The sequence below is a fragment of the Armatimonadota bacterium genome, from assembly GCA_037138755.1.
GTDB lineage: Bacteria > Armatimonadota > Fimbriimonadia > Fimbriimonadales > Fimbriimonadaceae > Fimbriimonas.
Genome location: JBAXHT010000003.1, coordinates 20,990 through 45,385 on the forward strand (window position 1 = coordinate 20,990; position 24,396 = coordinate 45,385).

Below are 24,396 nucleotides of genomic sequence, written 5' to 3' on the forward strand. Positions count from 1 at the left end.
TAAGAGAAGGTTAAGCCGGGTCTTGAACTTGGAATTGAAACACATCATTTTCGACGGTGACCCGGACGGTCTGACCCTCCCGAATCTCGCCTTTGAGCAACAAGGTGGATAGCGGGTTAACCAGTTCGCTTTGGATCGATCGTTTGAGCGGACGCGCTCCGTAGACCGGATCAAACCCCTTGATCGCGAGGCTCGTTAGAGCTTCTTCGGTGAGAATGAGTTCGATGCGGCGGTCGGCAAGGCGGCGCTTGAGGCCCTCAAGCTGGATACCGACGATACCCTTGATCTCGTTTTGAGTGAGCGGTCGGAAGACGATCATCTCGTCGAGACGGTTGAGGAACTCGGGTCGGAAGTGGGTCTTCAGCTCTTCGAGTACTAGCGGCTTTACTTCATCAAAGCTTGGTCCGCTAACGGGGTCGCCGTAGTGGTGGCTTCCGATGTTGCTGGTGAGGATGATGACGGTGTTTTTGAAGTCAACCGTGCGCCCCTGGCCGTCGGTAAGACGACCATCATCGAGAACTTGGAGGAGGACATTGAAGACCTCAGGATGCGCCTTTTCGATCTCATCGAGCAGGATGACCGAGTACGGTTTTCTCCTCACAACCTCGGTGAGCTGACCTCCCTCGTCGTAGCCGACGTAGCCCGGAGGGGCGCCGATGAGGCGAGAAACGGAGTGCTTCTCGCCGTACTCGCTCATATCGATGCGGGTGAGGGCTTTATCGTCGTTGAAGAGGAGCTCGGCGAGGGCTTTGGCGGTTTCGGTCTTTCCGACGCCAGTGGGGCCGAGGAATAGGAACGAGCCGATGGGTCGACTGGGATCGCTGAGGCCGGAACGGGAACGTCGCACGGCATCGGAGACGGCGATGAGGGCCTCGCGCTGTCCGACGACGCGCTTTTCGAGCTGCTCTTCGAGGCTAAGGAGTTTTTGCATTTCACCCTGAAGCAAGTTACGGACGGGCACGCCAGTCCACTTGCTCACAATCTCGGCGATGTCCTCGCTATCAACTTCCTCTTTGAGCATTTTGCCATCGGCTTGGAGCCTTTTGAGGTCCTCGCTGGCGACTTCGATGCGCTTGTTGACGGCGGGGATCCGTCCGTATTGGATCTCGCCCGCCCGGGCGAGGTCTCCCGCGTTGGTGGCGTGCTCAAGCTCGCTCTTGAGCTGCTCGAGTTCGGCTTTGCCTTCGCGCACGACTTCGATCTGATCCTTTTCCTTCTGCCAGATGGCGCGGAGACCGCCTGCTTTTTCTTTGAGTTCGGCGATTTTGCGTTCAACGCTTTCGAGTCTCTCCTTGCTCGCGCTGTCTTCTTCTTTTTGAAGCTGTTGCTGGCTGATTTGGAGTTGGACGATTTCGCGTTCGACCTCGTCGATCTCATTCGGCACCGAGTCAATTTCGATTTTAAGTTTGCTACCCGCTTCGTCGATGAGGTCGATAGCTTTATCCGGCAGGAAACGGGCGGTGATATAGCGGTTCGAAAGGGTCGCGGCGGCGACGAGGGCGGAGTCGGTGATGCGGACGCCGTGGTGGACTTCGTAGCGCTCCTTAAGACCCCGAAGGATCATGATGGTCTCGTCAACGGTGGGCTCCTCGACCAAGACCATCTGGAAGCGGCGTTCGAGAGCTTTGTCTTTTTCGATGTACTGGCGGTACTCGTTGAGGGTGGTCGCGCCGACGCACCTCAGCTCGCCTCGGGCGAGCATTGGCTTGAGCATCTGGGCGGCGTCCATGGAGCCTTCAGCTTTTCCGGCACCGATGAGGGTGTGCATTTCGTCGATGAAGAGGATGACTCGGCCCTCGGCTTTTTTGACATCGTCGAGCAGCGCTTTCAGGCGCTCTTCGAACTCGCCTCGGAACTTCGACCCCGCGACCATTGCGCCAAGGTCGAGAGTAATGACGCTTTTGTCCTGAAGGCTTTGGGGCACGTCTCCAGCGACGATTCGCTGGGCGAGACCCTCAACGACGGCAGTTTTTCCGACTCCGGGCTCGCCAATGAGGACGGGGTTGTTTTTGGTGCGTCGGCTGAGGACGTGGATGACGCGGCGGATTTCTTCGTCGCGTCCGATAACTGGATCGAGCTTGCCGCTTCGGGCTTTGGCGGTGAGGTCAACGCCGTACTTTTCGAGGGCTTGGTAGGACTCTTCGGCGTTGGGGTCGTTGACTTTGCGTCCGCCCCGAATGTCATCGATGGCTTTGATGAGATCGGTTTCTTGAACTCCGGCGGCGCGGAGCATTTTGCCGACGTTGCCGGGTTCTTTACTCAGGGCGAGTAGGAAGTGCTCGGTGGAAATGTATTCGTCTTTGAGCTTTTCGGCTTCTTTGAAGGCTTCTTGAAAAATGGTGTTGAGGCGGCCCGTCATGCTCGCGCCGTAGCCAGCCGAGTCCGGGACTTTGGCTTGATTGTCGAGATATTTTTCTAGTTCTTGTTTGATCGGCTGAGTTTCGACGCTGAGCTTTTGGAGGAGCGGCTTGATCAGCCCTTGCTCTTGTTCGAGCAGCGCGAGCATGAGGTGCTCGGCATCAATGGCCTGGTGCTGGTACTTTTCCGCAACGGTTTGCGCGCCTTGGAAGGCGTTTTGGGCTTTGAGAGTGAGTTTATCGAATCGCATATGAGTCTTCTACTGTCAAATCATTGTACGTCAGGATACTCAAAGTAGTTTCGAGTTTGGGGTTCGGAGTGGGGAGTTTTGTGGACAACTCAAAGACGCAGCTTGGTTTGAAACCGATTCGCGTTGGTTCACGTTCAGATTTTCAATCATGAAGCAAAGCGTTTGGCACTGGTTTGCGGTGACGGGATTGTTCATCGGTTCGGTGATGCTCGCCCTTTCGGTCGTCCTTGATCCGAATCGATTGTTAGGTGCCTTCCAGGATAGTCTGCTGATGGCTTGCGTCATCAACCTGGGTTTCGGCGCGTTTGGTGGCTACTTGGGCGGTTTGATCAAGTTCCTCGATTCAAGGGACTCAGTCGAGCTCGCGGCTCTGTTTGGAGTGAAGATCGGGCTGTTTGTGTTTGCGGTCCTGATGATTGTTTCGCTTGTTCTGAAGTGGTGCGATCAGCCGCCGACGGCGGCACCGGGCACACTGATTTTGGCTCCCTTTGCAGAGCCAGGGTTGCTTTGTATCTGCTGTGATCCAACCTGGTTAATGGCTCTCAACGGAGTTGGCTCAGCCGGTTCTTCAAAAGCTGATCGTAAGAAGCTTGAAAAGGAGATTGAGCTACAGCGGAGGCAGGATGCTGAGGATCGGAAACGGAAGTCGGGGTGAGAATTGCGGAAAGGGAAAGTTCACGAGCAGGTTTGGATTGAGTCCGTGTGGGCGGGAATCGTCTGTCTCGTGCTTACGGGGTTGCCTGTTGGAGTAGCTTGGGTGGTTCAAAGGTATGCACCAGGGATGGAAGCTTGGGGGTTCAGGGCCCCGGTCTGGATTCCATTTGCTTTGATAACTAGCGTAGGGTTTGGTTTGGGCCACGCAATAATAAGGAATCGGGACGAGATTCGTACCGTTCGGCAATGGCATCCGAGAGAGTCGGTTTGGCACGGAGTAGGGCATGCGGTGGTGGTCATTGGCGGCGGATTCTGGTTGTTGGGCCGGGGAGAGAACCCGTTTATCGCACCACTTATCGCCGGCGTAGGGATTTACGTATTGTTGGAGGCCTTTTGGCCATTCATACGCGACTACATGACCGGGAGCTTTTGACGTCGGGGTTACTTGCCGATGCAGAAGTCGCGGAAGATTCGCTCCAAGAGGTCCTGATCAGCAGTCTCGCCGGTGATGAGCCCCAGCTCATGGAGGGCGGAGCGGAGGTGGGTGACGAGAAGGTCGGGGGGGTGATTGGCGGCGAGGCCGAGGAGAGCGGTTTTGACGGAGGTCATCGCGGCGCCCAGGTGCTCAGTGTGGCGGCGGTTGGGTACGAGGCCGCTCAGGTCTCCCGACCACTTTTCTAGTTGGCTGACGAGCTGATCTAGTCCGGCTCCGGTGTAGGTCGAGACGAGTATCCCCTCTTCCGAACTGTGCAGATCGGCTTTGTTAGCGACCAAAACGACGGGGGCGTTGAACTGGGTGAGTTCATTCTGGTCTTCCGCAGTCAGGCCCAGGGAGCCGTCGAAGACGTACCAGATGAGGTCGGCTTGGGCGGCCATCGCCCGGGCGCGCTGAATTCCGATTGCCTCGATCTGGTCTCCGGATTCGCGCAGGCCGGCGGTGTCAATGAGGTTGCACTGGAATCCGCCCAGAACGCAGGTCTCCTCCACGTAGTCGCGTGTCGTGCCAGCAATGTCGGTGACAATGGCGCGGTTGATGCCTAGGATTCGGTTGAGAAGGGAAGACTTTCCGGCGTTGGGCGGGCCGACAATAGCAATTCGGATTCCCTCGCGGATGAATAGACCTTGTTGGCCATTGATAATCAACGGGTTGAGGATAGTAGCAACGTCAGAGAGTCTGTTGCCAAGGGCTTGTGTGTCGACTTCGCCGATTTCCTCGCTGAAGTCGACGCTTGCCTCGATTGCGGCTAGAGCGGAGACGAGGTGTTCGCTCGCGGAGTTTACGGAGGAGCGCAATCCGCCATCACGAAGGTCATTTGCAACTAATAACTGACGATCTGTGATGGCTCGGACGCTGTCATTGACGGCCTCGGCCTGGGACAGATCGAGGCGGCCGTTAAGGAACGCTCTTTCTGTGAATTCGCCGGGGCGGGCGAGGCGGGCTCCGTTCTTTTCAAGTTGTTGGATCAGCAGGGTGACCGAGGCGGGGGAGCCGTGGACGTTGAGCTCGGCGGATTCCTCTCCAGTATAGGAGTGCCCGGCGGCAAAGAGGAGGATGAGGCCGTCGTCGCCGTGGGAGAACGTTCCGTAGTAGGCGCGGTGAGACGCCGGGTGGGCGGGGAAGTTGTTGAAGACTTTTTCGGCAACTTGCCAGGCTTCAGGCCCGCTTAGACGGATGATGGCCACGGCTCCGCCGGGGGCAGTGATGGGGGCGCAGATGGTGTCGAACGGAGTCATGACCGGTGGGCTACGAACCTCAAGCGCACATAATCCGCGATCCAGATTCCTTGGTCGTCGCAAAGCGACTGTTGTAGGAGGTACTCGGCGTGCGCGACGGCTTCTTCGGCCTCTTCGGGGCTCAGTCCCGCGAGGGCAGATTTTCCGAAGGTGGCATACCAGCCGCGAACCCCTTCTGGCAACGGTGTTGGACGGTGGATGATCTCAGTGGACTCGACTTCAAAACCGGCCATAACGAGTCGCTGCCGAAATGCAGTTTCGGTGGGATAGTTGTGGGGGTATCGGTCAGTTATGTCGTAGCCCAGCCGTGCGACCCCGGCGAGAAGAGCAGTCCGAACGGCGGCGATGTTTCCGTGCCCGCCAAACTCGCCGACAAATCGGCCATCAGGCTTCAGTGCGCGATGAACGCCAGAGAGAACGGCATCATGGTCCCGAATCCAGTGGAGGACCGCATTCGTAAACACCGCATCGAACTCGTTTTCGAACGAAAGGGCCGTCGCGTCCATCACTGATGCATCCAAACCACGCCCAACTGCGTCCGAAATCATCTCGGCAGAAGAGTCGATGCCTAGGACTGAAGCCCCTTTTTCAGCCAACGAAGCGGTCAAAACTCCGTCTCCGCACCCTAAATCCAAAATTCTTTGTCCCGAAACGTCTCCAAGCAAGTCCAATACGGATGCACCATAGAATGCGACAAATCCGGCATTTTCTCGATATTGCTTCGGATCCCAGGTCTGTGCGCTCACACGAAAGAGGCTACCAGACCTCTAAAGAACCGAGTAGCGATTCCAATAACCTGAATGGGCACCCCAGCAATCCTGCTAGGTTCTTACCTGGCAGTACACCTAGCTGTGATATTTATCAAATTCCATCTCAAATATCACTCCGCCGTGTGGAAAGAACTTTGTGAAGGCGGTTGAAAGAGAAAGTGAGGGGTGGGTTATGCCAATAACAACGACTGTAAGAACTGAAGGCGCAAGCCGGTCGGTTCGATTAACAAAACGAGAAATTGAAGTTCTTAGTTTGATTGCACAGGGTCACAGCAGCAAGGAAGCGGCTGACGTTCTGTATGTTTCAAAGCGAACTGTTGATTTTCATCTTGCCAACATTTACGACAAGCTTCAGGTTAACAACCGAGTGCAGGCGTTCCGCGCCGCAACTAGGTTGGGTCTGATTCCGTTCGAGCCAAGCTTCGGCCATGCTCGCGGCGACGCTTGATCCACGACTGATTGTTCAATCGCGAACGTGCTCTCTACCACTCGGTGGAGGGCACTTTTTGCATGTGGGTGCCTGGTAATTTTGCCAATCCTCCTGTGGGCCATTTACAGCAGAAATAGCAGCGAGTAATCTAGCGATGATGTTATTACGTGTCGGCGTGCTTGCTCTTGGGGCTGTCCTTTCGTCGGGCGCATTTGCCCAGTTTTCGACCGGCAATCTCGCGGTTGTCCTTGTCGGGGATGGAACTACCGCCCTCGGTGCGACGGGTGCAAAGACCCAAATCGTCGAGATTGACAGAGCGACCGGGTTGCTGACGAGCAAAGCTTGGGATCTGACATTTAATGCCTCCACGCGGCAAAACGGAATTGTTTTGACGGGCAACTCGGTGTCGGAAGGCGGACTCAACAGTTACAACGGCAAGGCCGTATTGGGTGGCTATTCCGCGGCGGTCGGGACTGGAAGCCTGGGGAATCTTGCCACAAAGAGAGCCCTGCAAGTGGACTACGGAACGGGTGGGATTACGTTTAGTGACTTTATTGCAGGTGGGAACATTCGAAGTGTTGCGACTTCGGATGGATCAACCTATTTCGCTGCGATGAGCACGGCAGGGGTGATGAAAGGCGTCACTGGAAATCTGACGCCAACGTTTGTTTCTGGCACGGATACCAACATTCGGTTTACACAAGTTGGACCCGGCGTTGAAGTGTTCTACTCAATCAATGGTTCGGGCGGTGGGTTTATGAAGACCACCAATACCGGAAATGCGGCATCTTGGTCCACTGCCGCAAACACCATCGGTATTGCTGATTTCGCATTTAGTTCGGACGGACTAAACCTTTATCTTGCTGCAGATGCCGGGACGACGCCAGGCGCGGGAGTTTATCGGCTCTCTCGAACCAGCACTTCGTCGGCGTTCACCGGTGCGGCGACAAGGATCAGTGATGTCGCTACTCGCTATCTGACGCTCTACGAGACGGGAACCAGCACTTCGGTTTATGCGACCCGACGGCCCACCAACGTGACGAGTACTCTGGTTGCATTGGATGGTGCGGACACGGCCACCACAGTGATTTCGCCTAGTTGGTCCTTTACCACCAGCGCAAATCAAGTTGTGATGGGGGTAGACCTGGTTCAGGTAGTTCCGGAACCTGCGACCCTGGCTGTACTTGGCCTCGGTCTTGGAGTTCTAACCCGAAGACGCAAGTCACGCTGATGTCGAGGGCAGGAATCGTGCTCTGTTCCATGTTTGGAGCAGGGCACTTTCGTTGTGCTCTCGGGCATACTTTGTTGCATGTCTCGGCTGACTTATCTTGATCCATCAAACTTAGAACTTCGCCGTCGCGAAGGATCGTTGTTTTTGGATGTCGAGATTGATGGCGCATGGGTCGAGAATGTGCGTCTTGTTCGGGCGTTTCCTCTGTCTCATACCGAATCGTTCATCTCGGTAAGAGATGAGGATAACAAGGAGTTTGGGATTATCGAGTCGCTTGCGGCTCTCGACAACGAATCTCAAAAGCTCGCTCACGAAGAGCTAGACCGTCGTTACTTCACCCCCGCCATCACCCGAATTAAAGCACTCAAAAACGACGCCTCAATGTGGTGGTTTGATGTCGAAACTACCCGGGGCCCGTCTGACTTTTACGTCAGAAACTGGCGAGATAATGCCCACGAGCTGACTCCCGGTCGGTGGCAGATCACAAGCGTTGACGGCGGACGGTACGAGATATTGAACCTGGATGAGCTTGATGAAAGAAGCCAAGTCCTTATTGAGCAGCTTCTTTAGTGCGATTTATCCGGCGAAGTGCGCCGTGTGCGGACTTGTTGGCTTCGATGTCGTTTGTGACCAATGTCAGCAAGAGCTGATTCGAGAGGAACTCCACTTCGTCCAGCCGATTGCTTTTGTCGACGAAGTATGGGCTTTTCATGCTTATGAGCAGACGGCGGCGGAGATGGTCAAGGCTCTTAAGTATCATCGCGAAACTGCGCTGGGACATCGGATGGCGGGGGACGTTTTGGATGTTTATACGGCGCATTTCGCCTCGGTAGATTTCATCGTTCCGGTTCCGATTCATCGTTCGCGGCTGGCGTGGCGCGGATTCAACCAAGCGGTGGCACTCTGCTCCCGACTACCGGATTCTATGGTTCGAGAGGGCTTGGTGAGGACTCGAAGAACAACACCTCAGGTTCATCTGAATGCTGAAGAGAGAGCGAACAATCTGGAAGGGGCGTTTGAGGCTCTGTCGATTCCAAAGGGTTGTCGAGTTCTTCTTGTGGACGACGTTTTCACCACTGGAGCCACGGCGAGCGAGTGCGCTCGCGCGCTCAAAAAAGCCGGCGCCAGCTACGTTGGAGTAGGTTGCTTTGCGGCTAAGCGGAGGGACTATCCCGCTTCGCCTGCATCGCCTGCATATGACCAGCGAGCAGAAGACCAATAAGCACAAGCGAGGCGATGACCATGACTCCTGCAGGATAGACTTTGCCTTCGGAAAAGAATGGCTTGATGAACCGTCCCATTCCACCAAGCGCAACTAGGAGGGACATGATGCGACCAGCGCGGGGGTTCTTGGTCCAAACAAACAACGAAACTAGCTCTAGCACGCCGATTCCCCCTCCACCCATCAGTGACGGAAGGGATTGCTTTGCCATATAAGCCTCAACCCCTAGGCCGATGCACAGAATAGCGTAGACGACGACCGCCGCGTTGATTGTTTTAGTCATGCAAGGGAGTTTACTAGGTGAAAGTTGGCAGTTGAATCGCTCTCTCTTCCGATTGCGTTTTCTTGTTCAATCTCACACTCTATGTTACAAACTACTTACTCAGCCATGCACATGCCATCGGGGATTCCGCCGGTGTCGTAGGTTTTGACAACCTTCCAGGTCTTTGAGCTGATTTCTGCGATAGCGTGGGAGGTGACTAGGACGACCAGGAGGTTGCCATTCTTGCGACGCCAAAAGTTCATAGGGGCTGGCCATTGGTTTCCGTAATCTTTGTTCGCAATTGGTCTTTGCTTTAACTCGACGGTGGCCGTCTTAGTCCACTTTGTGGTGTCGAACACTTCGACGACACCTGAGCCGACGCAGGAGATGGCGAGTCGTTTTCCGTCGGCGGTAAAGATGGTTCGGATCGCGGCGGGCGTGTCCTTGATCGTGTGGATTACTTCGAGCGAGCGAGTATCGATGATGCTCGTGTCATTTCCACCGACGTTGGCGCAAGCGATATACGATCCGTCGGGAGAGATTGAGATGCCCTCCGCTCTGTTCCCCGCCACAATCTGTTTCGTGATCTTGCCTGCGCTGAAGTCAAAGGCTGTTATCGTTCCGGAAAAGGCGTTGACGGCAAATGCGTTCTTGTTATCGTTTCCGAAAACGACAAGGTGAGTGCCCTTCTGTTGTGTAGGCATTGTTCGCAAAACTTTGCCGCTCGGGACGTCGAACTCGTTGATAGAATCCGATACGTGAGAAGTGAATACAAGACGGTCATTACTTAACCATTGAATGCCGTGTGGGGCGCCGTTTGGCTCAATATTGACGGTCTTCTTGATCTCGCCTTTCTCGATATCTACGAAAGTTAGAGTCTTTCCTGGTCCTCCAGGGCCGCCGCCCATATCGCTGATGGTAGCCGTCTTCTGGTCGGGCGACACCATCACTTCGTTCGGATTTGGGCCGGTGGGCAACTTTGCTCTCGGCTTTCCAGACTTCTCGTCGATTAACCAAACCGTATTCTCCGCCTTGTTGAGAACGAGAATGGTTGGAACGACCTTTGGGGCGAGGAGAGTAAGAACGCAAATCGCAGTGATCATCACACTTATTACGATTTGTAATAGATCAAACGGTTCCAAGAAAGTTCAAAAACCGATGCTCAGACACAAAAATGGAGCGGGCAACGAGATTCGAACCCGCGACCTACTCCTTGGCAAGGAGTCGCTCTACCACTGAGCTATGCCCGCTCGCGGATCAATATGTTACCCCGGTCTTAACGCGGCAGGTCAAGCGTTGCAGTCATAATCATTGCTAATGAGTCCCGACTTAGCTTCCCTTTTGCAAATCGTTCGTGAGCAAGGGGAGTTCGCAAAGTCGACCTCGCTTCGGTCTGAGATCAAGATTAAAGGTGACGGGAGTGTCGTCACTGGAACGGACGTTGCAGTTGAGAAAGCTCTGAGACGCACGCTTCCCGCACTCGCCAAAGGGTCCAGCTTTTGGGGTGAGGAACTCGGGTGGGAAGAAATGTCGGCCGGTGGAATCTGGTTGGTTGATCCGATCGACGGAACTTCCAATTACGCTTCGGGAAATCCCCTGTGGGGAATCTCGGTTGCTTTGCAGGATGCGGAAGGCCTGAAGATCGGATGTATCGTGCTTCCCGAACTGGGTTTTGAGCTCTGCGCAGAACGAGGCGGCGGCGCATTCTGGAACGGTGAGCGCCTTCCGGTTCTCGAGCCAACAGATACTTTGCCTCACGAACTGATCAGTGTTAACGACTCTGCATTTCGTCAGCTGGACGGAGCGGTGGTCGGTAAACCTCGCCTCTGCGGAGCGTTTGTCGTCGATGGAGCGTTTACGGTGCGCCGATGGTTCAAGAGCCTCTATGGAATGAATGAGAAGCTATATGACGTAGCCGCCACAGTTCTGGCAGCCCGAGAAATCGGTTTGGATGCGCGATACTGCGATAGCTCAGTATGGGATGAGAAAGACCTTTTGTCCGATCAGAAGATCGGCAAAGCTTGGCGAATCGGTTTCGTTAACGACTGACGGATGCCGTCGCAAACGCACAAATGCCTTCGGCGCGTCCAATTGCACCAAGGCCCTCGTTTGTGGTCGCCTTGATGCTGATTCGTTCCACCTCGACGCCGACCAACTGGGCTAGTCTTTCTCGTATATCAGTGGCCCGAGGCATGATCTTTGGCCTCTCAGCTTGGATCGCAATGTCGATGTGATTCACCGTCCAGCCGGAGGTGTGAACACGACGAACAGCCTCAACGAGAAAATCAGAGGACGCTCGGTCTTTGTTGGCTGGGTCATCGTTGGGGAAAAGCTGGCCTATATCGCCAGCGGAGATCGAACCGAGAAGTGCGTCGACGACGGCGTGAATTACGACATCCGCGTCTGAATGTCCTTCGAGCCCAATCTCTCCAGGAAATAGAACACCCCCGAGCCAGCACGGACGCGCCGCGTCAGTTGAGAATCGATGGATGTCATAACCCAGCCCTGTCCGGCTCTCCGTCCCGAGCAGAGCCCGAGCACGGGCCAAGTCCTCCGGAGTCGTGATCTTGAAGTTAGCGGGGTCGCCCATGACGTGGTGAGTACGGTACCCGGCTTTTGATAAGAGTTCGACGTCGTCAGTTACTCCTTCGATTCCCTGGGTAATCGCCAGAGAGAACATTTCAATTGGCGCTCCCTGTGGAGTTTGAGTTGCCACGAGATGCGATCGGTCCAGGTGCTCATCAATCTCGGGACCGTCTACGGATTTGATGGTGTCGACTACCGGAATAGCGGCAGCGACCGCCTTGCCCTCAAAGATCTTCTGAGCGACGCGGTAGATGACTTCTGCAGAGACAAAAGGGCGAGCCCCATCGTGGAACATGATTCCCTCACACCCGATCTGCGAGGCTTTCCAAAGTCCGGCTACCGTCGATGCGAGCCTGGTGTCGCCACCCAACAGCACTTCGCCTTCGTTTCCAACTAGTTGCTTGACCGAAGTGAAGTTCGCATCACTACTAACCACGAGAACTTCGGAGATCAGTGGATGGTCGCGAAAGGCAACAAACGAGTGCCACCAGACAGGCTTTCCTTTTAGCAGAATCGCGAGCTTATCGGAACCAAACCGCTGGGCCGAGCCAGCGGCAAGAATCACCGCTCCCAGCTTCATCATCGGCGCGGCTTTCGAGCTCGACCGTCAACCGGCTCGCCCTCAACCTCGGCAAAAATCAACTTTCCACGCTCAGTTTGAATGACCTGGGTAACCATCACCTCAAGAGTTTCTCCGATGTGACCACGTCCGTTTTCGACGATGACCATCGTGCCGTCTTCGAGGTAACCGACGCCCTGTCCAATCTGATTTCCTTCACGAACAATGCTGAGTTCGAGGGTTTCCTGGGGGAGCACGTTCGGGCGGAGCGAAAGTGCTAGGTCGTTGATGTTCAGTACTCGAACATCTTGCAGAGTTGCTACCCGATTAAGGTTGTGGTCGTTCGTCACCAAGTCTCCACCGAGAGCAGTCGCCAAACGAACGAGTCGTGAGTCAACCCCGTCTCCTTGATCGGGCGCCAGGCGATCATGCAGACCAACCTCAATATTGAACTCAGCCTGCATCAATTTCAGGATATCAAGCCCGCGTCGCCCTCGCTGGCGGCGTAGCGCGTCATGGCTGTCTGCGATGTACTGAAGCTCTTCCAGAACGAACTGGGGGACGTAGATTTGACCTTCAACAAATCCGACCCGGGCGACATCATAAACGCGACCGTCAATGATGACGTTTGTGTCGAGGATCTTTAACCCGGTGCGGCGAGCGCGAACCTTACCTCGATACCAGGGCAGCGACTCCTTCATCGTGTGGAGCGCATACACCGAAAGAGCTGTGAACAGGAATCCAATTCCAGCAACGGCCAGCGCGACAACGACCTTGTTAGGAATGATCGCGAGGAAGAAGTTGATAAAGAACGTAGCGACGAGGAAGCCAATAATCGTCCCGAAGAACCAGGTGAGCTTTTCGCTATCATCTGTGCTGTCCCAGCGAGCGCCCAGCTTTTCAACAATGCGCATCAGCAGCGTCGCTACGAACCAGCCAACAAGCACTCCGGCGCCAACAAGCGGTAACAAGCCAAAGAACCCTTCTGGTGCTTTGTAAGTGTTCTCAGATGATGCTCCCAGTCGCCCTGCAACCCAATTGCCGCCCATTTCCAGCCACTCACGACCAAATTGGGCAAACAGCAGAGCCGAACTTGTGGAAAACACTGCCAAGATCAGCCATTGGAGCAGCGAACGTCGCTTTTGTGGATTCACGTTTCGAGGTTTGCGTTCTTGTTCACTCATCTACTTCTGCTCCAACACTTCGATTTTTGCGCCTGATAAGACGGTAAACGCAAACGCCGTGTCAACGTTTCCTTCAGATAGTTTAACATGGGTTGCGCTGAATTCCGGTGCACTTGGAATACTATCGTACGGAACCCACTTCGATCCTGTGAACACTTCAACCCATGCGTGGTAGTAGAAGGTTCCGTCAAAGCTGACCAAGCCACTTGCAAGCTTGGCTGGAAGTTTAGCTGCCCGGCATAAAGTTGCGGTTAAGATCGCGTAGTCCCGGCAAACTCCAACCCGCGTTTTCAGAACTTCGTTCGCGTCGCGCAGAATGCCAATTCCAGCGTCTGGAGTCATGATGGAGTTCACGTGCGTCCGAATCTTTTCCGCCGCTTTTGCAGTGTCTGTCGTGGACCCAACGATCTTCTTTGCGAGGGCGACCATTTTGGGGTTATCGCTCGGGATCAGGTGACTCGCTTTGAGCCACGTCGGTTGCGCTTTCGCACATTCGGATATCGACTTGGAGGGTTCGGCTCGGGGCTGTGTAATGCTGACTGTCCAACCAGAATCGGACTTCTCAATTTTTTGGAAGTCGCCGCTCGGCATCCCCCGAAGATTCTCCGCCGAAACCTTGAGCTTAAGAAACTTTGTGGTTTGGGGGTTGTTAAGTGTTGGAGTCGGTCGAATCGCAGTTACTTCAGCCAGATCGGGCCTTGTCCCGGTGTTTTTTATCTCCTCCAAGGCTTGGGCTTTGCTCAGAGGCTTCATTTCGACACCAATCGAGGTCCCAACTTTGACGATATCTCCCTTTCCGGAAAGATAAATCTTAGTCGTCAGCCGAGGATCCTCGACGATGACGGGAGCAATCGATACTCCGTCCATATCCTCTTTTTCGCCAAAGAATGCTCGGTTCTTCATCAAGGCGACGGAAGAAGGATCGAAAATATAGAAGTTCAATTCCTTGCCGGCGATCCCGGGTTGAGCCTGAAGCGCAGTAATTGGATCGTCGTAGATGCGACCGTCCTTAGGCAGGGGGATCGTCGTATTCGACAGGGTCCCTCCGTTGTTGATGCTTGCCTCAATTGAAGTCTCTGAAAATCGAGCTTCAACGGTTTGCGTCCTTCCCGCACTGGACGTCAGGAACCTCATTCTAAGAGGTCGATTTGCCACAGTAATTGTCTCCGAGTCGATCTTCATGTCGACTTCGGAGCCGATTAGGCCAATTTTTAGAACGGTCAAGGACCGAGAGCGCTCAGCACTCTTCCCGGCAAATACCGTCCGAGTCGTTTCATAGAGCGCATAGCCGACTCGCTGACCCTGCAAATAGACCCCAAAATATTGAGCTTCCAGCATCCCGGCGGCAAGAGACAATGTGACCATAGACCCTATATTGACGCACACGCAGGCCCGAAGCATTCCAAAGAATTGCAACCTTTTATCAAAACTGGGTACGGTGTCCCCGCAAACGCGGCATCATATCTATCGCGGCAACGTAGACTCAAAAGGAATTTATGGCAACCAAACTGGTCATCGTGGAATCGCCTGCAAAGGCGAAAACCATCGGCGGATACCTCGGAAAGGATTACGAGGTGCTCGCGAGCATCGGACATATCCGCGATCTGGTGCCAAATGGCCGAGGTCTTCCGCCCGAGTTCAAGAAGAAGTGGTGGAGCGATTACGGGGTCGACGTTGATAACAACTTCGAGCCGTTCTACGAAGTGCCTGCTGAGAAGGCAGCCCAAGTCAAGAAGCTCAAAGACGCGTTGAAGTCGAAAGAAGAACTGATCCTAGCGACTGACGAAGACCGAGAAGGTGAGGCGATTTCGTGGCACCTTCTCGAAGCCTTGAACCCCGCCAAAAAGGTGAAGATCAGTCGAATAGCATTCCATGAAATCACCAAGGAAGCAATTCAAAAGGCTATTCAGGAACCGCGAGAGATCGACATGGATCTGGTCGAAGCCCAGGAAACCCGCAGGATTCTTGACCGCCTTTACGGCTACACGCTTTCCCCCGTACTGTGGAGCAAAGTCACCAAGAACCTCTCTGCGGGCCGCGTTCAATCTCCAGCTGTCAAGTTGGTCGTCGAGCGAGAACAGGAACGACGGGTCTTCATTGAAGCCGAGTATTGGGATTTGCGCGCTCAGTTCCGGGTGAAAGATGGTTCCTTCACAGCTGACCTCAAAATGGTTGAGAAGAAACGCCTTGCCGAGGGGAGAGACTTCGAACCGACAACTGGTGAGACAAAGGCGGACGTCCTTTGGGTCAATGCTGAAGAGGCCGCAAAGCTTGCGGTCGCAGCTCAGACTGCCAAGCCTTATGAAGTAGAAAGCCTGACCGAGAAAGAGGGCCGGATGAACCCCTCTGCTCCGTTCATGACGACCACCCTTCAACAGGACGCCAACCGCAAGTTTAGCTTCGCGGCAGATCGAACAATGCGAATCGCTCAGACGTTGTACGAAGGCGTCGACATCGGGGGCGAAACAACTGGTCTGATCACCTACATGCGTACCGACTCGCTGACTCTTTCAGGCGAAGCGCTGAGCGGAATTCGAAGCTATGTTGGCAAGCACTATCCTTCGGCTTTGCCGAGCAAGCCTAACCAATACCGAAGCAAGGTCAAAAACGCGCAGGAGGCTCACGAAGCGATTCGTCCGACCGACGTCAACCGGACTCCGTCTTCTGTTCGTGGATACCTCACTGACGACCAATTCAAGATTTACAACCTCATTTGGCAACGTACCGTCGCCTCCCAGATGATTCCCGCAACGGTGTCGCGGACGGAAGCCCTAATTGGGGTGGATAGCACCAGCGGACACCTCACCTTTCAAGCCAATGGCTCGCAAATTCTTGACCCAGGCTTCCTGGCTGTGTACAGGGAGGGCCAAGACGAAGAGGACGACAGTGGAGACAAACTTCTGCCCCGAATGCAACAGGGCCAAGCCGTCGATCTTCTCGATCTCAACGCCCTTGAGCACCATACGTCTGCGCCGTCGCGATACACCGACGCTACATTAATCAAGCGGCTTGAAGAACTCGGGATCGGGCGACCCTCGACATACGCATCGATCATCTCGGTCATCGTCGATCGCGGGTACGTTCGGAAGTCAGGCAAAACTCTCTTCCCAACTTGGCGAGCGTTCATGGCGATGGAGGTTCTTGACGTTCACTTCCGTGAGGTGATGGACTATCAGTTCACCGCGCTAATGGACGAGACGCTCGATGAAGTCTCCGAGGGCAAAGCGAGTGCAAAGGACTACCTGCACTCATTCTTCCTCGGTACCGAAGCAAAGCCCGGTTTGAAGACCATGGTCGAAGAGCGCAAAACCCAGATTCCGTTCCCCGCTCCGATCATCGGAAACCACCCAGAATCTGGCGAGGTCATCATCGTTCGCAACGGTAAAGATGGGGGTGCATTCCTTCAGCTTGGCGACAAAAAGCAGTACGCCAATGTACCTGACGATCTCGCTCCGGCTGACCTTACGGTAGCCAAAGCCGTAGAGCTTTTGAACTCTAAAGCATCAGGGGCCGAATCTATCGGAGTCCACCCTGGGACTGGACGGAATCTCCTCCTCAAGTTCCGCCAGGGGTACTACCTGGAAGCTGAACGAACCGAACAAGAGATCGAAGACAAGGTCAAACCCATCTGGATATCGCTTCCCGCCGGGGCCGATCCCAAAACCCTATCCCAAGAAGATCTGAATATCCTCTGCTCCTATCCGCGTGAAATTTCGAAAGAAGTGTTCTTCAAGATGGGTAAATTTGGCCCCTATGTCGAGAAGGGTGAAGAGCGAAGAACAATCGAGGATTGGCGCGCTGGCGCGACGATGACGCTTGAAGAAGCCGAAGTGATCCTTGCTCAGCCAAAAACCTTCGGAGCAAGAAAGACCGCTGCCGCTGGCCCGATCCTCGAGTTCGGCAACCTTGAAGGGTGCGCCGGTAACGTGCGAGTCCTCAGCGGTCGTTTCGGTCCCTACGTGACGGACGGCGAAACGAACGCAACCCTACCGAAAGGCAAGGACCCCGCAACCGTGACCGCAACCGAGGCAGCCGACATCCTGCAACGTAAACGCGATGCAGGACCGTCGACCCGAAAGCCGTTCAAGAAAGCTGCCGCTAAGAAACCTGCGGCAAAGAAGGCACCGGTCAAGAAGAAGAAGTAGTTCCGCAGTCTAGAATATGAGTGTGGAACTCAAAGAAATCCAGCATGGCTCGGCGGAATACGCTAAAGCAGTCCAACTGCGCCGCGAAGTTCTAAGGTGGCCCCTGGGGCTCGAGTATACGGAAGAACAGTTAGCCGCCGAGGCCAGTGTGAGGCACTTCGTAGGGGAATGTGGTGCCACCGGCGAACTAGAGATCCTCTGCTATGCGCTTCTGACCGAGGAAGTGCCGGGGTTGGCTCGGATCAAGCAGGTAACCGTCCGTCAAGACTGTCAAGGGAAGGGACTAGGAACTGAGATCATGCTGTTTACCGAGCAAGCCGCAATCAAATCTGGCTATGAGCGAGTTACGCTCTGCTCGCGGCACTACGCGATCCCTTTCTACGAGAAGCTAGGTTACGTTTGTACAAGCGACTGGTTCGAGGAAGTGGGAATGCCTCACAAATCGATGCTCAAATCACTTTGATCGGCGTCGCCTTCGAGGCATCGCTGGTAATTTGATCCCGGCCGATTTGAGCATCTGAAAGGCCTTGACCACAGTTCCAATCGTTGCAAGCGCCGGAGCGTAGCGGCCAAAGTTGGCGGATCCTAATTGAGCGATCATCGCTAGTGAATCAGCACCGGTCGAGGTCTTCTCGCCGACATTCTTCACCGTCGATTGCACGTTGGTTGCAATGTCATCAACCTTTGCCGAAATAGAATCCAACCGGTCTGAGATTCGGTCGATCTTCGGCTTCAACTCTTTGCTGAGTTCCAAAACCTTCAGTAACGCAAAAATGAGCACGCAGAAGAAGACCAAGTTGATTACAAAAAACAACCCAGAGACCACCAACCACCAAGATGGAATTTCCACTTCTTAATGATAGTCGGTAATCAGTGGCGCAGGGTTAGAGGGAAGCGAATAATCGTTGAACCCAAAGACGGTTCGATGATCTTCACCAACTCGGCTACTTCACCTTGAACGGCCAGTTCCCGCAGGCCGCCGAGCCCTTGTCATCATTTATATAGACGTACAGCCGATACCGGCCAGGGAGGCCTGGGACCTTGGCTTCTAGCTTCCCGCCTTCGGCGACTTGCCAGCCACCTTGGACGATTGCGCCTGTTTTCTCGCCTTGTCCGTCGTGTTTACGCTCGGGAGTTTCGTCGCGGACTTCCCATCGGACTTTAAGGCTTTTCGAGTCTGGATCGTGATAACTGACATTTGCGCTGAAGGTCGAACCCGGTGAGACTTCTTGACCCTTTATGTCGAGTTCGAACGAGTCGATTTCGGGAGCGCAGTTGTGGGGCAAGTGCCCGCTCCAGGCTCGAATCATGACGTCGACTGCTTCAGTTCTCTCGCCAGTTGGCAAATACATTCCGAACCAAGTCGGAGTTTCTTCCTGCTTGTCTCCCCAGAGGAACGCGTAGGAACCGAGGCACCAACCCTGCTGAGAGCGAACCGACTTCTGGTAGTCGCTTGCGTACTTCTTGGCTTTTTCGGTGGAAGTTGGTTCGTAAGCGGCTCCCCAAGCAGTTTTTTTCGATTCCCAGGGTCCAATTGGACCAAATTCCGTGACGATGTAAGGCTTAGTCCAGCCGGCCTCTTTGAGTCGCCTGGGGACCGTGGCGAGGCCGCCGTAACTGTTGATGCCCAAAACATCAATGGACGGGCAATACTTGCGGATGTTTGCAATCTTCTTTGTGTCGAAGTCGGCAATCACGGTTGAAGTTGGGTGATTCGGATCCAATTGCTTCGCCAGTTTTGCGAGGTCTTCGATCGCCTTCCAAGTTTCAGGGATATCGTTTCCGATTTCCATCTCGTTCCCAAGTCCCCACACAAGGACCGCTGGTTTGTCTTTCAATCGCAGAATATCTTTCTTGACCGACTCATACTGCTCAGCGACCTGCTTTGGGTTCTTGTAGTCAAAGTAATTCTTGTGCCCCAGCCATATCCCGACCATGATCGAGATTCCCCTTTTATGGGCCTCGTCAAGCTCCTCTGCGACCTTCTCGGTTCCCCAAGTGCGCATGGAGTTACCTCCGGCTTCTTTGAGCTGTTTCATTTTGATCGTTCCGCCGACACCTTTGACGAAATACTTCTGGGTTCCGCGCATCAGCTGGTACCCGGCAGGCGTCTTCACTATTGAAACTTTGATGGGTCCAGCGGACTGTTGCAGAGCAAGAGCCAAAGCTGCGAAGAGGAGCATAGGTTCATTCTAGCCGCTCATGTTTCATAATCATATGGGAATGCAGGAGCGGCCGAGTTGGGATACCTATTTCATGGAGATTGCCCATCTTGTGGCAACTCGGGCTACTTGCCCCCGGCGTTCAGTTGGGGCGGTTCTAGTGAAGGACCGCAGAATCCTCGCCACTGGCTATAATGGCGCTCCGAGAGGAATCTCCCACTGCCCTGAGCAGGGTGGAAGCACCGACTGGCCCCAGGGTTGTTTGAAGGCTGGACACTGCATCCGGGCACTTCATGCAGAACAAAATGCGTTGCTCTCCGCGGCCATGATCGGAACTCCGTGCCAAGGCAGCACAATCTACGTCACCTGCCAGCCGTGCAACATGTGCGCGAAGATGCTCATCAATGCCGGAATTGAGCGAGTGATTTATGAAGGTGACTACCCGGATGAATTCTCACTTGAACTGTTCCGCGAATCGGGAATGGAGCTCTATCGCTACGTGGCAAAAGAACTCGTCAAGGTGACTCTTTGATCTTCATCGCAGCCCTGCAGGACTCCCTGAAGGGCATGAAGCAGCCGTTCATTGCGGGGATCATTGCACTGATCGTCAGCTATGTTCTGACGCCCTACGTGCGCAAACTTGCGATCCACAAGGGCGCCGTGGACGACCCGACCCGAGACGATCGAAGGGTTCACACCGAGCCGATCCCTCGTTGGGGCGGCCTCGCGATCTACGCCGGAATTCTGCTTTCTGTGATCTCAGCATTTGTCATCAGTGGCCAGCCGCTAAAACCCTACGTCATTGGAATTCTGTTGATCGGCGGGATTCTCATGCTCGTTGGTGCCCTGGACGATCTTTACCAATACAAGGCCAAACTTCAAGCTGGAATCCTTTTTTTGGCTGGCGTCGCGATCCAGTTTTTCTATAACAATCCCGAGGATTGGAAGCTCTCGCGGGTCCATATCTACGGCTTTGAGATGCCGTTTACCAACCAATACATCTGGCTAGCTTGGGCGGCGATACCGCTTACTGCCATCTACATCTTTGTCGTGACAAAGACGATGGATACGATTGATGGGATCGATGGTCTGACTGCGGGGATCGCAACCATCGCCGGGGCTACGCTTTCGCTCATCGCGGTTTTCGGTGCTCAGCCCCGGGTTGCAATTCTTGCCGCTGCTGTGGCGGGGTCCTCGCTTGGATTCCTGCGACACAACTACAACCCAGCTAAAATCTTCATGGGTACGGGAGGCGCCTATGTGCTCGGCTTCACGCTTGCTTGCCTCAGCGTTGTCGGGACTCTCAAAACTGCCGCCGCCGCCGCGATCTTTATGCCGCTTCTCATTTTTGGGCTCCCGCTCATCGACGCGATGAATGTCGTTGTGCGGCGCATCAAAAACAAAGTGCCGATCACCCAAGCTGATAAGCGGCACATGCACCACGAGCTTCTGGCACGAGGCCTCTCCCAGCGGCAGACAGTATGGGTGCTATACATCGCTGCGGCGGTACTCTGTACAGCCGGACTCCTAGTGATCAGGGTTTTTGGCGCGAAATAGATGGATATTCTACAAGCAATCGTTTACGGCGTCGTCGAAGGAGCTACTGAGTTCATTCCGGTCTCTTCGACGGCCCACATTTATCTGGTTCCTTATGTTTTTGGGTGGGAGAAGCCCGCTACCGAGTTCACCGCCATCATTCAACTTGGTGCTATCTTGGCGGTTGTTCTCTACTTCTGGAGTGATCTTTCCAGGGCTGCCACAGCCTGGGTCAAGTCTTTGATGGGCGGACCGAAAGACACGGTCGAGGTGAGGACCGGCTGGGCAGTCGTAATTGCAACCGCGATTATCTCAATCGTAGGATTGGCTCTTCATAAGTACATCGAGGGCCCTTTTCGTTCACTGTGGGTGATCGGAAGCTCCCTCATCGTGATGGGTCTCATCATGGTTTTAGCAGAGAAGCGAGCCACACAGTCCCGAGGTGCCGAGTCTGTCAGTAACCGCGATGGAGTCCTGATCGGTTTGTGGCAATGCATTGCCCTCATACCGGGTATGAGCCGTAGCGGCTCTACGATCTCTGGAGCCCTCCTCGGTGGGTTCGACCGAGCCTCGGCGGCTAGGCTCTCTTTCTTGATGTCTGTTCCGGCCATTGCGCTGGCAGGAGCCTATGAAGGTGTTAAAGAAGTGAAGCACCTTAGGGAAGCAAATCTCGTAGTGCCTACTTTGGTAGCGACGGTAGCAAGCTTCGCTGTTGGCTATGTCTGTATCAAATGGCTGATGGGATTCATCCAGAAACGTGGTGTTGTTCCTTTTGTCGGTTACCGTGTTGCTCTCGGTGCATTCGTGCTCGTCATGTGCGCGACAGGGAAGTGGGATCCGAATCCCGAACTGAACAAAAAGTCGACAACAGAAAAGGTAACTGCTCATCGTCAGTTGCAGACTCCTGACCTAACCCAAGATGTTTCGCAAAAAATCGCCCGCGCCCGTTGATGTCGAGTGGCTGATTGTCGGTCTTGGCAATCCCGGTCCTGAATACTCGGGAACACGTCACAACATCGGGTTCGAAGTCATCGATGCGGTGGCCGAGAAGCACGGGATCAAACTTGACAAAGCTAAGCACAAATCTCGCTACGGACTGGGCGTCATCGAAGGATCAGGTGTGTGTTTGGTTAAGCCGATGACCTTCATGAATCTCAGTGGACAAGCGGTTGCTCCTCTGCTTAAAGAGCATCGGCTTAAACCTGACCGCCTCCTTATCATCGCTGACGAACTCGATCTTCCGCTTGGACGGCTCCAACTCAAACCCAAAGGAGGCGCTGCTGGGCATAACGGGCACAAGAGCGTGAAGGCGTTGATCGGCACCGAGGAGTATCCTCGGCTCCGGTTCGGCATCGATTCGAGTCGAAAGGAAGATACCATCGACTTCGTTCTCTCAAAGTTCCATCCTGAAGAACGAGTTGACATCCAACAGCTTCTCAAGAAAGCCGTACGTGGAATTGAGGTCCTCGTCGAACAGGGGTTCGAAAGAGCGCAAAACGTTGTTAACGAAGGCTAGCTTGCGAGCAGGAAGGGCTTGTCGGGTCTGACAAAACGCAAGTCAACGCGCACGACCAAGTCCGGATCAACCGCCATCCAAGGGAAGCCTTCAATCGAGGCAAGTGCATTCTCGAACCGTTCGGGTGAGATGTCATTCGAAGCTACGATGAACTCGGAACCTGAGTATCGGCCAACAAGCGATCCAGCGGGTAGACCAACGGAGATTGCCGAAGCGACCCGCGATAAGACCTCGTCACCAACTTTCCGACCAAATCGGCCGTTGATCACGTCGAGATTGCGCACGTCGAACACCGCGACTGTCGGAGAGCCCAGCGACTTCATTCGTGACACGAATTCCGTTCGATTCAATGCGCCTGTCTGAGAATCTACATTTGCAATCAGCGCGAGATGCCCGACGTGAGCCTTGACTTGGTCTTCCGAGTAGGTCCAGCCGGTTTCATGCAACATCACTTGAGACTCATCCAGGAGGGTCTCGTTTAGTCCAATCGTGAAGTCGTGCATGTGCGCCCAATAGTCAGATCGCTGTAACTGGATGCGCTGATCAAACTCCAGTGCCTTCCAAAGCGCCCGCATGGCGCCTTGATGATCTCCTGAACTTTCACATGCCTCGGCGAGCCACCGATGGAGGCTGGCAAGGTCTTCGGCAGATGTCGAATCTGGTGCGTGGATAATCGCCGCCGCGATAAGGTCCTTCGCGCTCAAAAAGTCATCCAGCATGAATTTGGTGTAACCAATGAGACCTTGAATTCGAGCCTCCGTGCGAAATCCTCCGAGCCGGGTCGAAGCCTCGGCAGCCTGCTTAAGATTTGCCAATGCCTCGGATGGTCGATCCTGCAGAATAAATGCCTCCCCCAGAGTCCGGAAGGCCGATTCGTACGATCCTGGGGAGAGTTCCGTTGATCTGTGTTCAAGAATCTTGAGCAGCAGGGACGTGGCGATCTGTGCGTCGACCAGCGCGTAACCGGACTCTTGAAGCTGTTGCCGAGCCCACGCCCGCCTCACGTAAACCTGTGCAAGCGAGACTCGAAGGTCGTCTTCAGACTCACGATCCCCCAATTGGTCCACAATTTCCAACGCACTAATCCGGCAACGAATGGCATGGTCCAACAAGCCTAAAGCCGAATAACTCTCAGCGTAATGCATCAGGATCCAAGCAATCCCTCTCATATCCCGAACTTGACGGAAGTACTCCAGCGCGCTCTGCCAGTCACCGAATGCCTCAACCGGTTTGCCTTCCTCAAGCGACAGCCAGCCGCGAGTCTGGTGGATTCTTCCCATCACGTAGGTAAGCCTGAGTTCAAAGGCGACACTCATCGCGTCATGAAGATGCTTGAGCGCGTCCTCCCGTCTTCCGAGGCAGGCATAGGCTGAGCCGAAAGCCGCCAGGGCGTAGGCTGATGTTTGGTAATCACCCGGATTCGAAAACTCAATCGCAGACTTCGCGAGTTCAATCGCACGATGTGGTACGCGACTGCTCAGCTCAAGTGCGAGCTTTCCATCGGCAAGGGCTTGTTCGTGCTGTTCGGGCATCCGCTTAGCAGTTGCCATGAACCATCGATTCATGGCTAGGGAGGCTTACCGGGTTTCTAGCGACTTCTTCCTTTGCCCAAGGATGTATGCAACCACGCCGACAATTACGAGCAAGTCATCGATCCAGCCAACGACCGGCATCAGGTCAGGCAAGAAGTCGAAAGGGAACAGTATGTACAGAACACCTAAGGCTGCCGCGATGCGGACGCCCTTGGGGTTCTTCGGATTCCGAGCGGCTTCCGCGAGCCGAACACCACGGTTCACA

General features: G+C 54.5%; 24 protein-coding genes and 1 tRNA gene. 12 read left to right on the top strand and 13 right to left on the bottom strand.

All coding sequences use genetic code 11. The annotated features are described in order from the left end of the window. Positions 1-10: 10 nt before the first annotated feature. A complete protein-coding gene (gene clpB / locus WCK51_12390; GenBank protein MEI7577684.1) occupies positions 11-2,608 on the bottom strand; it encodes an ATP-dependent chaperone ClpB in 2,598 nt (865 codons plus the stop codon). Positions 2,609-2,756: 148 nt separating this feature from the next. Here clpB and WCK51_12395 point away from each other — a divergent pair, with 148 nt between their 5' ends. After that, a complete protein-coding gene (locus tag WCK51_12395; protein MEI7577685.1) occupies positions 2,757-3,263 on the top strand; it encodes a hypothetical protein in 507 nt (168 codons plus the stop codon). Positions 3,264-3,703: 440 nt separating this feature from the next. Here the strand turns inward: WCK51_12395 and mnmE are convergent, their stop codons facing one another. Together mnmE and WCK51_12405 are read right to left on the bottom strand one after the other, a co-directional pair. After that, positions 3,704-4,996, bottom strand: coding sequence for a tRNA uridine-5-carboxymethylaminomethyl(34) synthesis GTPase MnmE (gene mnmE, locus WCK51_12400; protein ID MEI7577686.1), 1,293 nt, complete (start codon positions 4,994-4,996; stop codon positions 3,704-3,706). Further along, positions 4,993-5,742 carry a class I SAM-dependent methyltransferase gene (locus WCK51_12405; GenBank protein ID MEI7577687.1) on the bottom strand — a complete coding sequence of 250 codons (750 nt, stop codon included), beginning with the start codon at positions 5,740-5,742 and terminating at the stop codon, positions 4,993-4,995. The genes mnmE and WCK51_12405 overlap by 4 nt, the downstream gene beginning before the upstream one ends. A gap of 196 nt (positions 5,743-5,938) precedes the next feature. Between WCK51_12405 and WCK51_12410 the strand changes: the two genes are divergently transcribed. The 4 genes from WCK51_12410 to WCK51_12425 all read left to right on the top strand — a co-directional run bounded on the left by WCK51_12410 (position 5,939) and on the right by WCK51_12425 (position 8,649). Beyond that, positions 5,939-6,214 (top strand): response regulator transcription factor, encoded by a 276-nt coding sequence (locus tag WCK51_12410; GenBank protein ID MEI7577688.1) that lies wholly within the window; start codon positions 5,939-5,941, stop codon positions 6,212-6,214. A 136-nt stretch (positions 6,215-6,350) separates the two neighbouring features. Further along, a complete protein-coding gene (locus WCK51_12415) occupies positions 6,351-7,427 on the top strand; it encodes a PEP-CTERM sorting domain-containing protein (protein MEI7577689.1) in 1,077 nt (358 codons plus the stop codon). 78 nt (positions 7,428-7,505) lie between these two features. Next, on the top strand, positions 7,506-7,997 hold the full coding sequence (locus WCK51_12420) for a DUF1854 domain-containing protein (protein ID MEI7577690.1): 492 nt from the start codon (positions 7,506-7,508) through the stop codon (positions 7,995-7,997). Beyond that, positions 7,960-8,649: a ComF family protein gene (locus tag WCK51_12425; protein ID MEI7577691.1), complete on the top strand. Its 690-nt coding sequence runs from the start codon at positions 7,960-7,962 to the stop codon at positions 8,647-8,649. The genes WCK51_12420 and WCK51_12425 overlap by 38 nt, the downstream gene beginning before the upstream one ends. Here WCK51_12425 and WCK51_12430 read toward each other — a convergent pair. The 3 genes from WCK51_12430 to WCK51_12440 form a co-directional block, all read right to left on the bottom strand. Continuing rightward, a complete protein-coding gene (locus WCK51_12430; protein ID MEI7577692.1) occupies positions 8,582-8,932 on the bottom strand; it encodes a TMEM14 family protein in 351 nt (116 codons plus the stop codon). The two genes, WCK51_12425 and WCK51_12430, sit on opposite strands and share 68 nt — an antisense overlap. 95 nt (positions 8,933-9,027) lie before the next feature. After that, on the bottom strand, positions 9,028-10,014 hold the full coding sequence (locus WCK51_12435; GenBank protein ID MEI7577693.1) for a hypothetical protein: 987 nt from the start codon (positions 10,012-10,014) through the stop codon (positions 9,028-9,030). 72 nt (positions 10,015-10,086) lie between these two features. Beyond that, positions 10,087-10,161: transfer RNA gene (locus WCK51_12440), tRNA-Gly, on the bottom strand. A 67-nt stretch (positions 10,162-10,228) separates the two neighbouring features. Here WCK51_12440 and WCK51_12445 point away from each other — a divergent pair. Continuing rightward, complete coding sequence (locus WCK51_12445; GenBank protein MEI7577694.1) at positions 10,229-10,960, top strand: inositol monophosphatase family protein; 732 nt, start codon at positions 10,229-10,231, stop codon at positions 10,958-10,960. Here the strand turns inward: WCK51_12445 and ispF are convergent. The 3 genes from ispF to WCK51_12460 are packed head-to-tail and all read right to left on the bottom strand — an operon-like array spanning position 10,950 to position 14,605. Continuing rightward, positions 10,950-12,080: a 2-C-methyl-D-erythritol 2,4-cyclodiphosphate synthase gene (ispF, locus tag WCK51_12450; GenBank protein MEI7577695.1), complete on the bottom strand. Its 1,131-nt coding sequence runs from the start codon at positions 12,078-12,080 to the stop codon at positions 10,950-10,952. The two genes, WCK51_12445 and ispF, sit on opposite strands and share 11 nt — an antisense overlap. Continuing rightward, on the bottom strand, positions 12,077-13,240 hold the full coding sequence (locus WCK51_12455) for a PIN domain-containing protein (GenBank protein MEI7577696.1): 1,164 nt from the start codon (positions 13,238-13,240) through the stop codon (positions 12,077-12,079). The genes ispF and WCK51_12455 overlap by 4 nt, the downstream gene beginning before the upstream one ends. Then, positions 13,241-14,605, bottom strand: coding sequence for a transglutaminase domain-containing protein (locus WCK51_12460; GenBank protein ID MEI7577697.1), 1,365 nt, complete (start codon positions 14,603-14,605; stop codon positions 13,241-13,243). 131 nt (positions 14,606-14,736) lie between these two features. On the opposite strand from WCK51_12460, the gene topA reads away from it, so the two are divergent. Continuing rightward, complete coding sequence (topA, locus tag WCK51_12465) at positions 14,737-17,385, top strand: type I DNA topoisomerase (GenBank protein ID MEI7577698.1); 2,649 nt, start codon at positions 14,737-14,739, stop codon at positions 17,383-17,385. Between the two features lie 22 nt (positions 17,386-17,407). Then, complete coding sequence (locus WCK51_12470; protein ID MEI7577699.1) at positions 17,408-17,848, top strand: GNAT family N-acetyltransferase; 441 nt, start codon at positions 17,408-17,410, stop codon at positions 17,846-17,848. Here WCK51_12470 and WCK51_12475 read toward each other — a convergent pair. Further along, the gene (locus tag WCK51_12475; GenBank protein ID MEI7577700.1) at positions 17,840-18,235 is read right to left on the bottom strand and encodes a hypothetical protein; all 396 of its coding nucleotides are present in this window, start codon (positions 18,233-18,235) and stop codon (positions 17,840-17,842) included. The genes WCK51_12470 and WCK51_12475 overlap by 9 nt on opposite strands. A 94-nt stretch (positions 18,236-18,329) precedes the next feature. Continuing rightward, positions 18,330-19,568, bottom strand: a complete 1,239-nt coding sequence (locus tag WCK51_12480; protein ID MEI7577701.1) for a glycoside hydrolase family 2 TIM barrel-domain containing protein — start codon at positions 19,566-19,568, stop codon at positions 18,330-18,332. Between the two features lie 19 nt (positions 19,569-19,587). On the opposite strand from WCK51_12480, the gene WCK51_12485 reads away from it, so the two are divergent. Genes WCK51_12485 through pth form a run of 4 tightly spaced genes read left to right on the top strand, consistent with a single transcriptional unit; the run spans position 19,588 to position 22,599 of the window. Next, complete coding sequence (locus WCK51_12485) at positions 19,588-20,079, top strand: cytidine/deoxycytidylate deaminase family protein (protein ID MEI7577702.1); 492 nt, start codon at positions 19,588-19,590, stop codon at positions 20,077-20,079. Then, positions 20,076-21,104, top strand: a complete 1,029-nt coding sequence (locus tag WCK51_12490) for an MraY family glycosyltransferase (protein MEI7577703.1) — start codon at positions 20,076-20,078, stop codon at positions 21,102-21,104. Before WCK51_12485 ends, WCK51_12490 begins: the two co-directional genes overlap by 4 nt. Next, positions 21,105-22,034, top strand: a complete 930-nt coding sequence (gene uppP / locus WCK51_12495; GenBank protein ID MEI7577704.1) for an undecaprenyl-diphosphatase UppP — start codon at positions 21,105-21,107, stop codon at positions 22,032-22,034. Further along, positions 22,003-22,599, top strand: a complete 597-nt coding sequence (pth, locus tag WCK51_12500) for an aminoacyl-tRNA hydrolase (protein ID MEI7577705.1) — start codon at positions 22,003-22,005, stop codon at positions 22,597-22,599. Before uppP ends, pth begins: the two co-directional genes overlap by 32 nt. On the opposite strand, the gene WCK51_12505 is transcribed toward pth, so the two are convergent. Next, on the bottom strand, positions 22,596-24,164 hold the full coding sequence (locus WCK51_12505; GenBank protein MEI7577706.1) for a diguanylate cyclase: 1,569 nt from the start codon (positions 24,162-24,164) through the stop codon (positions 22,596-22,598). The two genes, pth and WCK51_12505, sit on opposite strands and share 4 nt — an antisense overlap. Positions 24,165-24,176: 12 nt before the next feature. After that, positions 24,177-24,395, bottom strand: a complete 219-nt coding sequence (locus tag WCK51_12510) for a DUF1232 domain-containing protein (protein MEI7577707.1) — start codon at positions 24,393-24,395, stop codon at positions 24,177-24,179. Position 24,396 lies beyond the last annotated feature (1 nt).

What these genes read in the sequence shown, in the direction of transcription:
- clpB (MEI7577684.1), bottom strand. Translation starts at nt 2,608, where the DNA reads ATGCGATTCGATAAACTCACTCTCAAAGCCCAAAACGCCTTCCAAGGC.
- WCK51_12395 (MEI7577685.1), top strand. Translation starts at nt 2,757, where the DNA reads ATGAAGCAAAGCGTTTGGCACTGGTTTGCGGTGACGGGATTGTTCATC.
- mnmE (MEI7577686.1), bottom strand. Translation starts at nt 4,996, where the DNA reads ATGACTCCGTTCGACACCATCTGCGCCCCCATCACTGCCCCCGGCGGA.
- WCK51_12410 (MEI7577688.1), top strand. Translation starts at nt 5,939, where the DNA reads ATGCCAATAACAACGACTGTAAGAACTGAAGGCGCAAGCCGGTCGGTT.
- WCK51_12415 (MEI7577689.1), top strand. Translation starts at nt 6,351, where the DNA reads ATGATGTTATTACGTGTCGGCGTGCTTGCTCTTGGGGCTGTCCTTTCG.
- WCK51_12420 (MEI7577690.1), top strand. Translation starts at nt 7,506, where the DNA reads ATGTCTCGGCTGACTTATCTTGATCCATCAAACTTAGAACTTCGCCGT.
- WCK51_12425 (MEI7577691.1), top strand. Translation starts at nt 7,960, where the DNA reads ATGAAAGAAGCCAAGTCCTTATTGAGCAGCTTCTTTAGTGCGATTTAT.
- WCK51_12430 (MEI7577692.1), bottom strand. Translation starts at nt 8,932, where the DNA reads ATGACTAAAACAATCAACGCGGCGGTCGTCGTCTACGCTATTCTGTGC.
- WCK51_12435 (MEI7577693.1), bottom strand. Translation starts at nt 10,014, where the DNA reads ATGATCACTGCGATTTGCGTTCTTACTCTCCTCGCCCCAAAGGTCGTT.
- WCK51_12445 (MEI7577694.1), top strand. Translation starts at nt 10,229, where the DNA reads ATGAGTCCCGACTTAGCTTCCCTTTTGCAAATCGTTCGTGAGCAAGGG.
- ispF (MEI7577695.1), bottom strand. Translation starts at nt 12,080, where the DNA reads ATGATGAAGCTGGGAGCGGTGATTCTTGCCGCTGGCTCGGCCCAGCGG.
- WCK51_12455 (MEI7577696.1), bottom strand. Translation starts at nt 13,240, where the DNA reads ATGAGTGAACAAGAACGCAAACCTCGAAACGTGAATCCACAAAAGCGA.
- WCK51_12460 (MEI7577697.1), bottom strand. Translation starts at nt 14,605, where the DNA reads ATGGTCACATTGTCTCTTGCCGCCGGGATGCTGGAAGCTCAATATTTT.
- topA (MEI7577698.1), top strand. Translation starts at nt 14,737, where the DNA reads ATGGCAACCAAACTGGTCATCGTGGAATCGCCTGCAAAGGCGAAAACC.
- WCK51_12480 (MEI7577701.1), bottom strand. Translation starts at nt 19,568, where the DNA reads ATGCTCCTCTTCGCAGCTTTGGCTCTTGCTCTGCAACAGTCCGCTGGA.
- WCK51_12485 (MEI7577702.1), top strand. Translation starts at nt 19,588, where the DNA reads ATGTTTCATAATCATATGGGAATGCAGGAGCGGCCGAGTTGGGATACC.
- uppP (MEI7577704.1), top strand. Translation starts at nt 21,105, where the DNA reads ATGGATATTCTACAAGCAATCGTTTACGGCGTCGTCGAAGGAGCTACT.
- pth (MEI7577705.1), top strand. Translation starts at nt 22,003, where the DNA reads ATGTTTCGCAAAAAATCGCCCGCGCCCGTTGATGTCGAGTGGCTGATT.
- WCK51_12505 (MEI7577706.1), bottom strand. Translation starts at nt 24,164, where the DNA reads ATGAATCGATGGTTCATGGCAACTGCTAAGCGGATGCCCGAACAGCAC.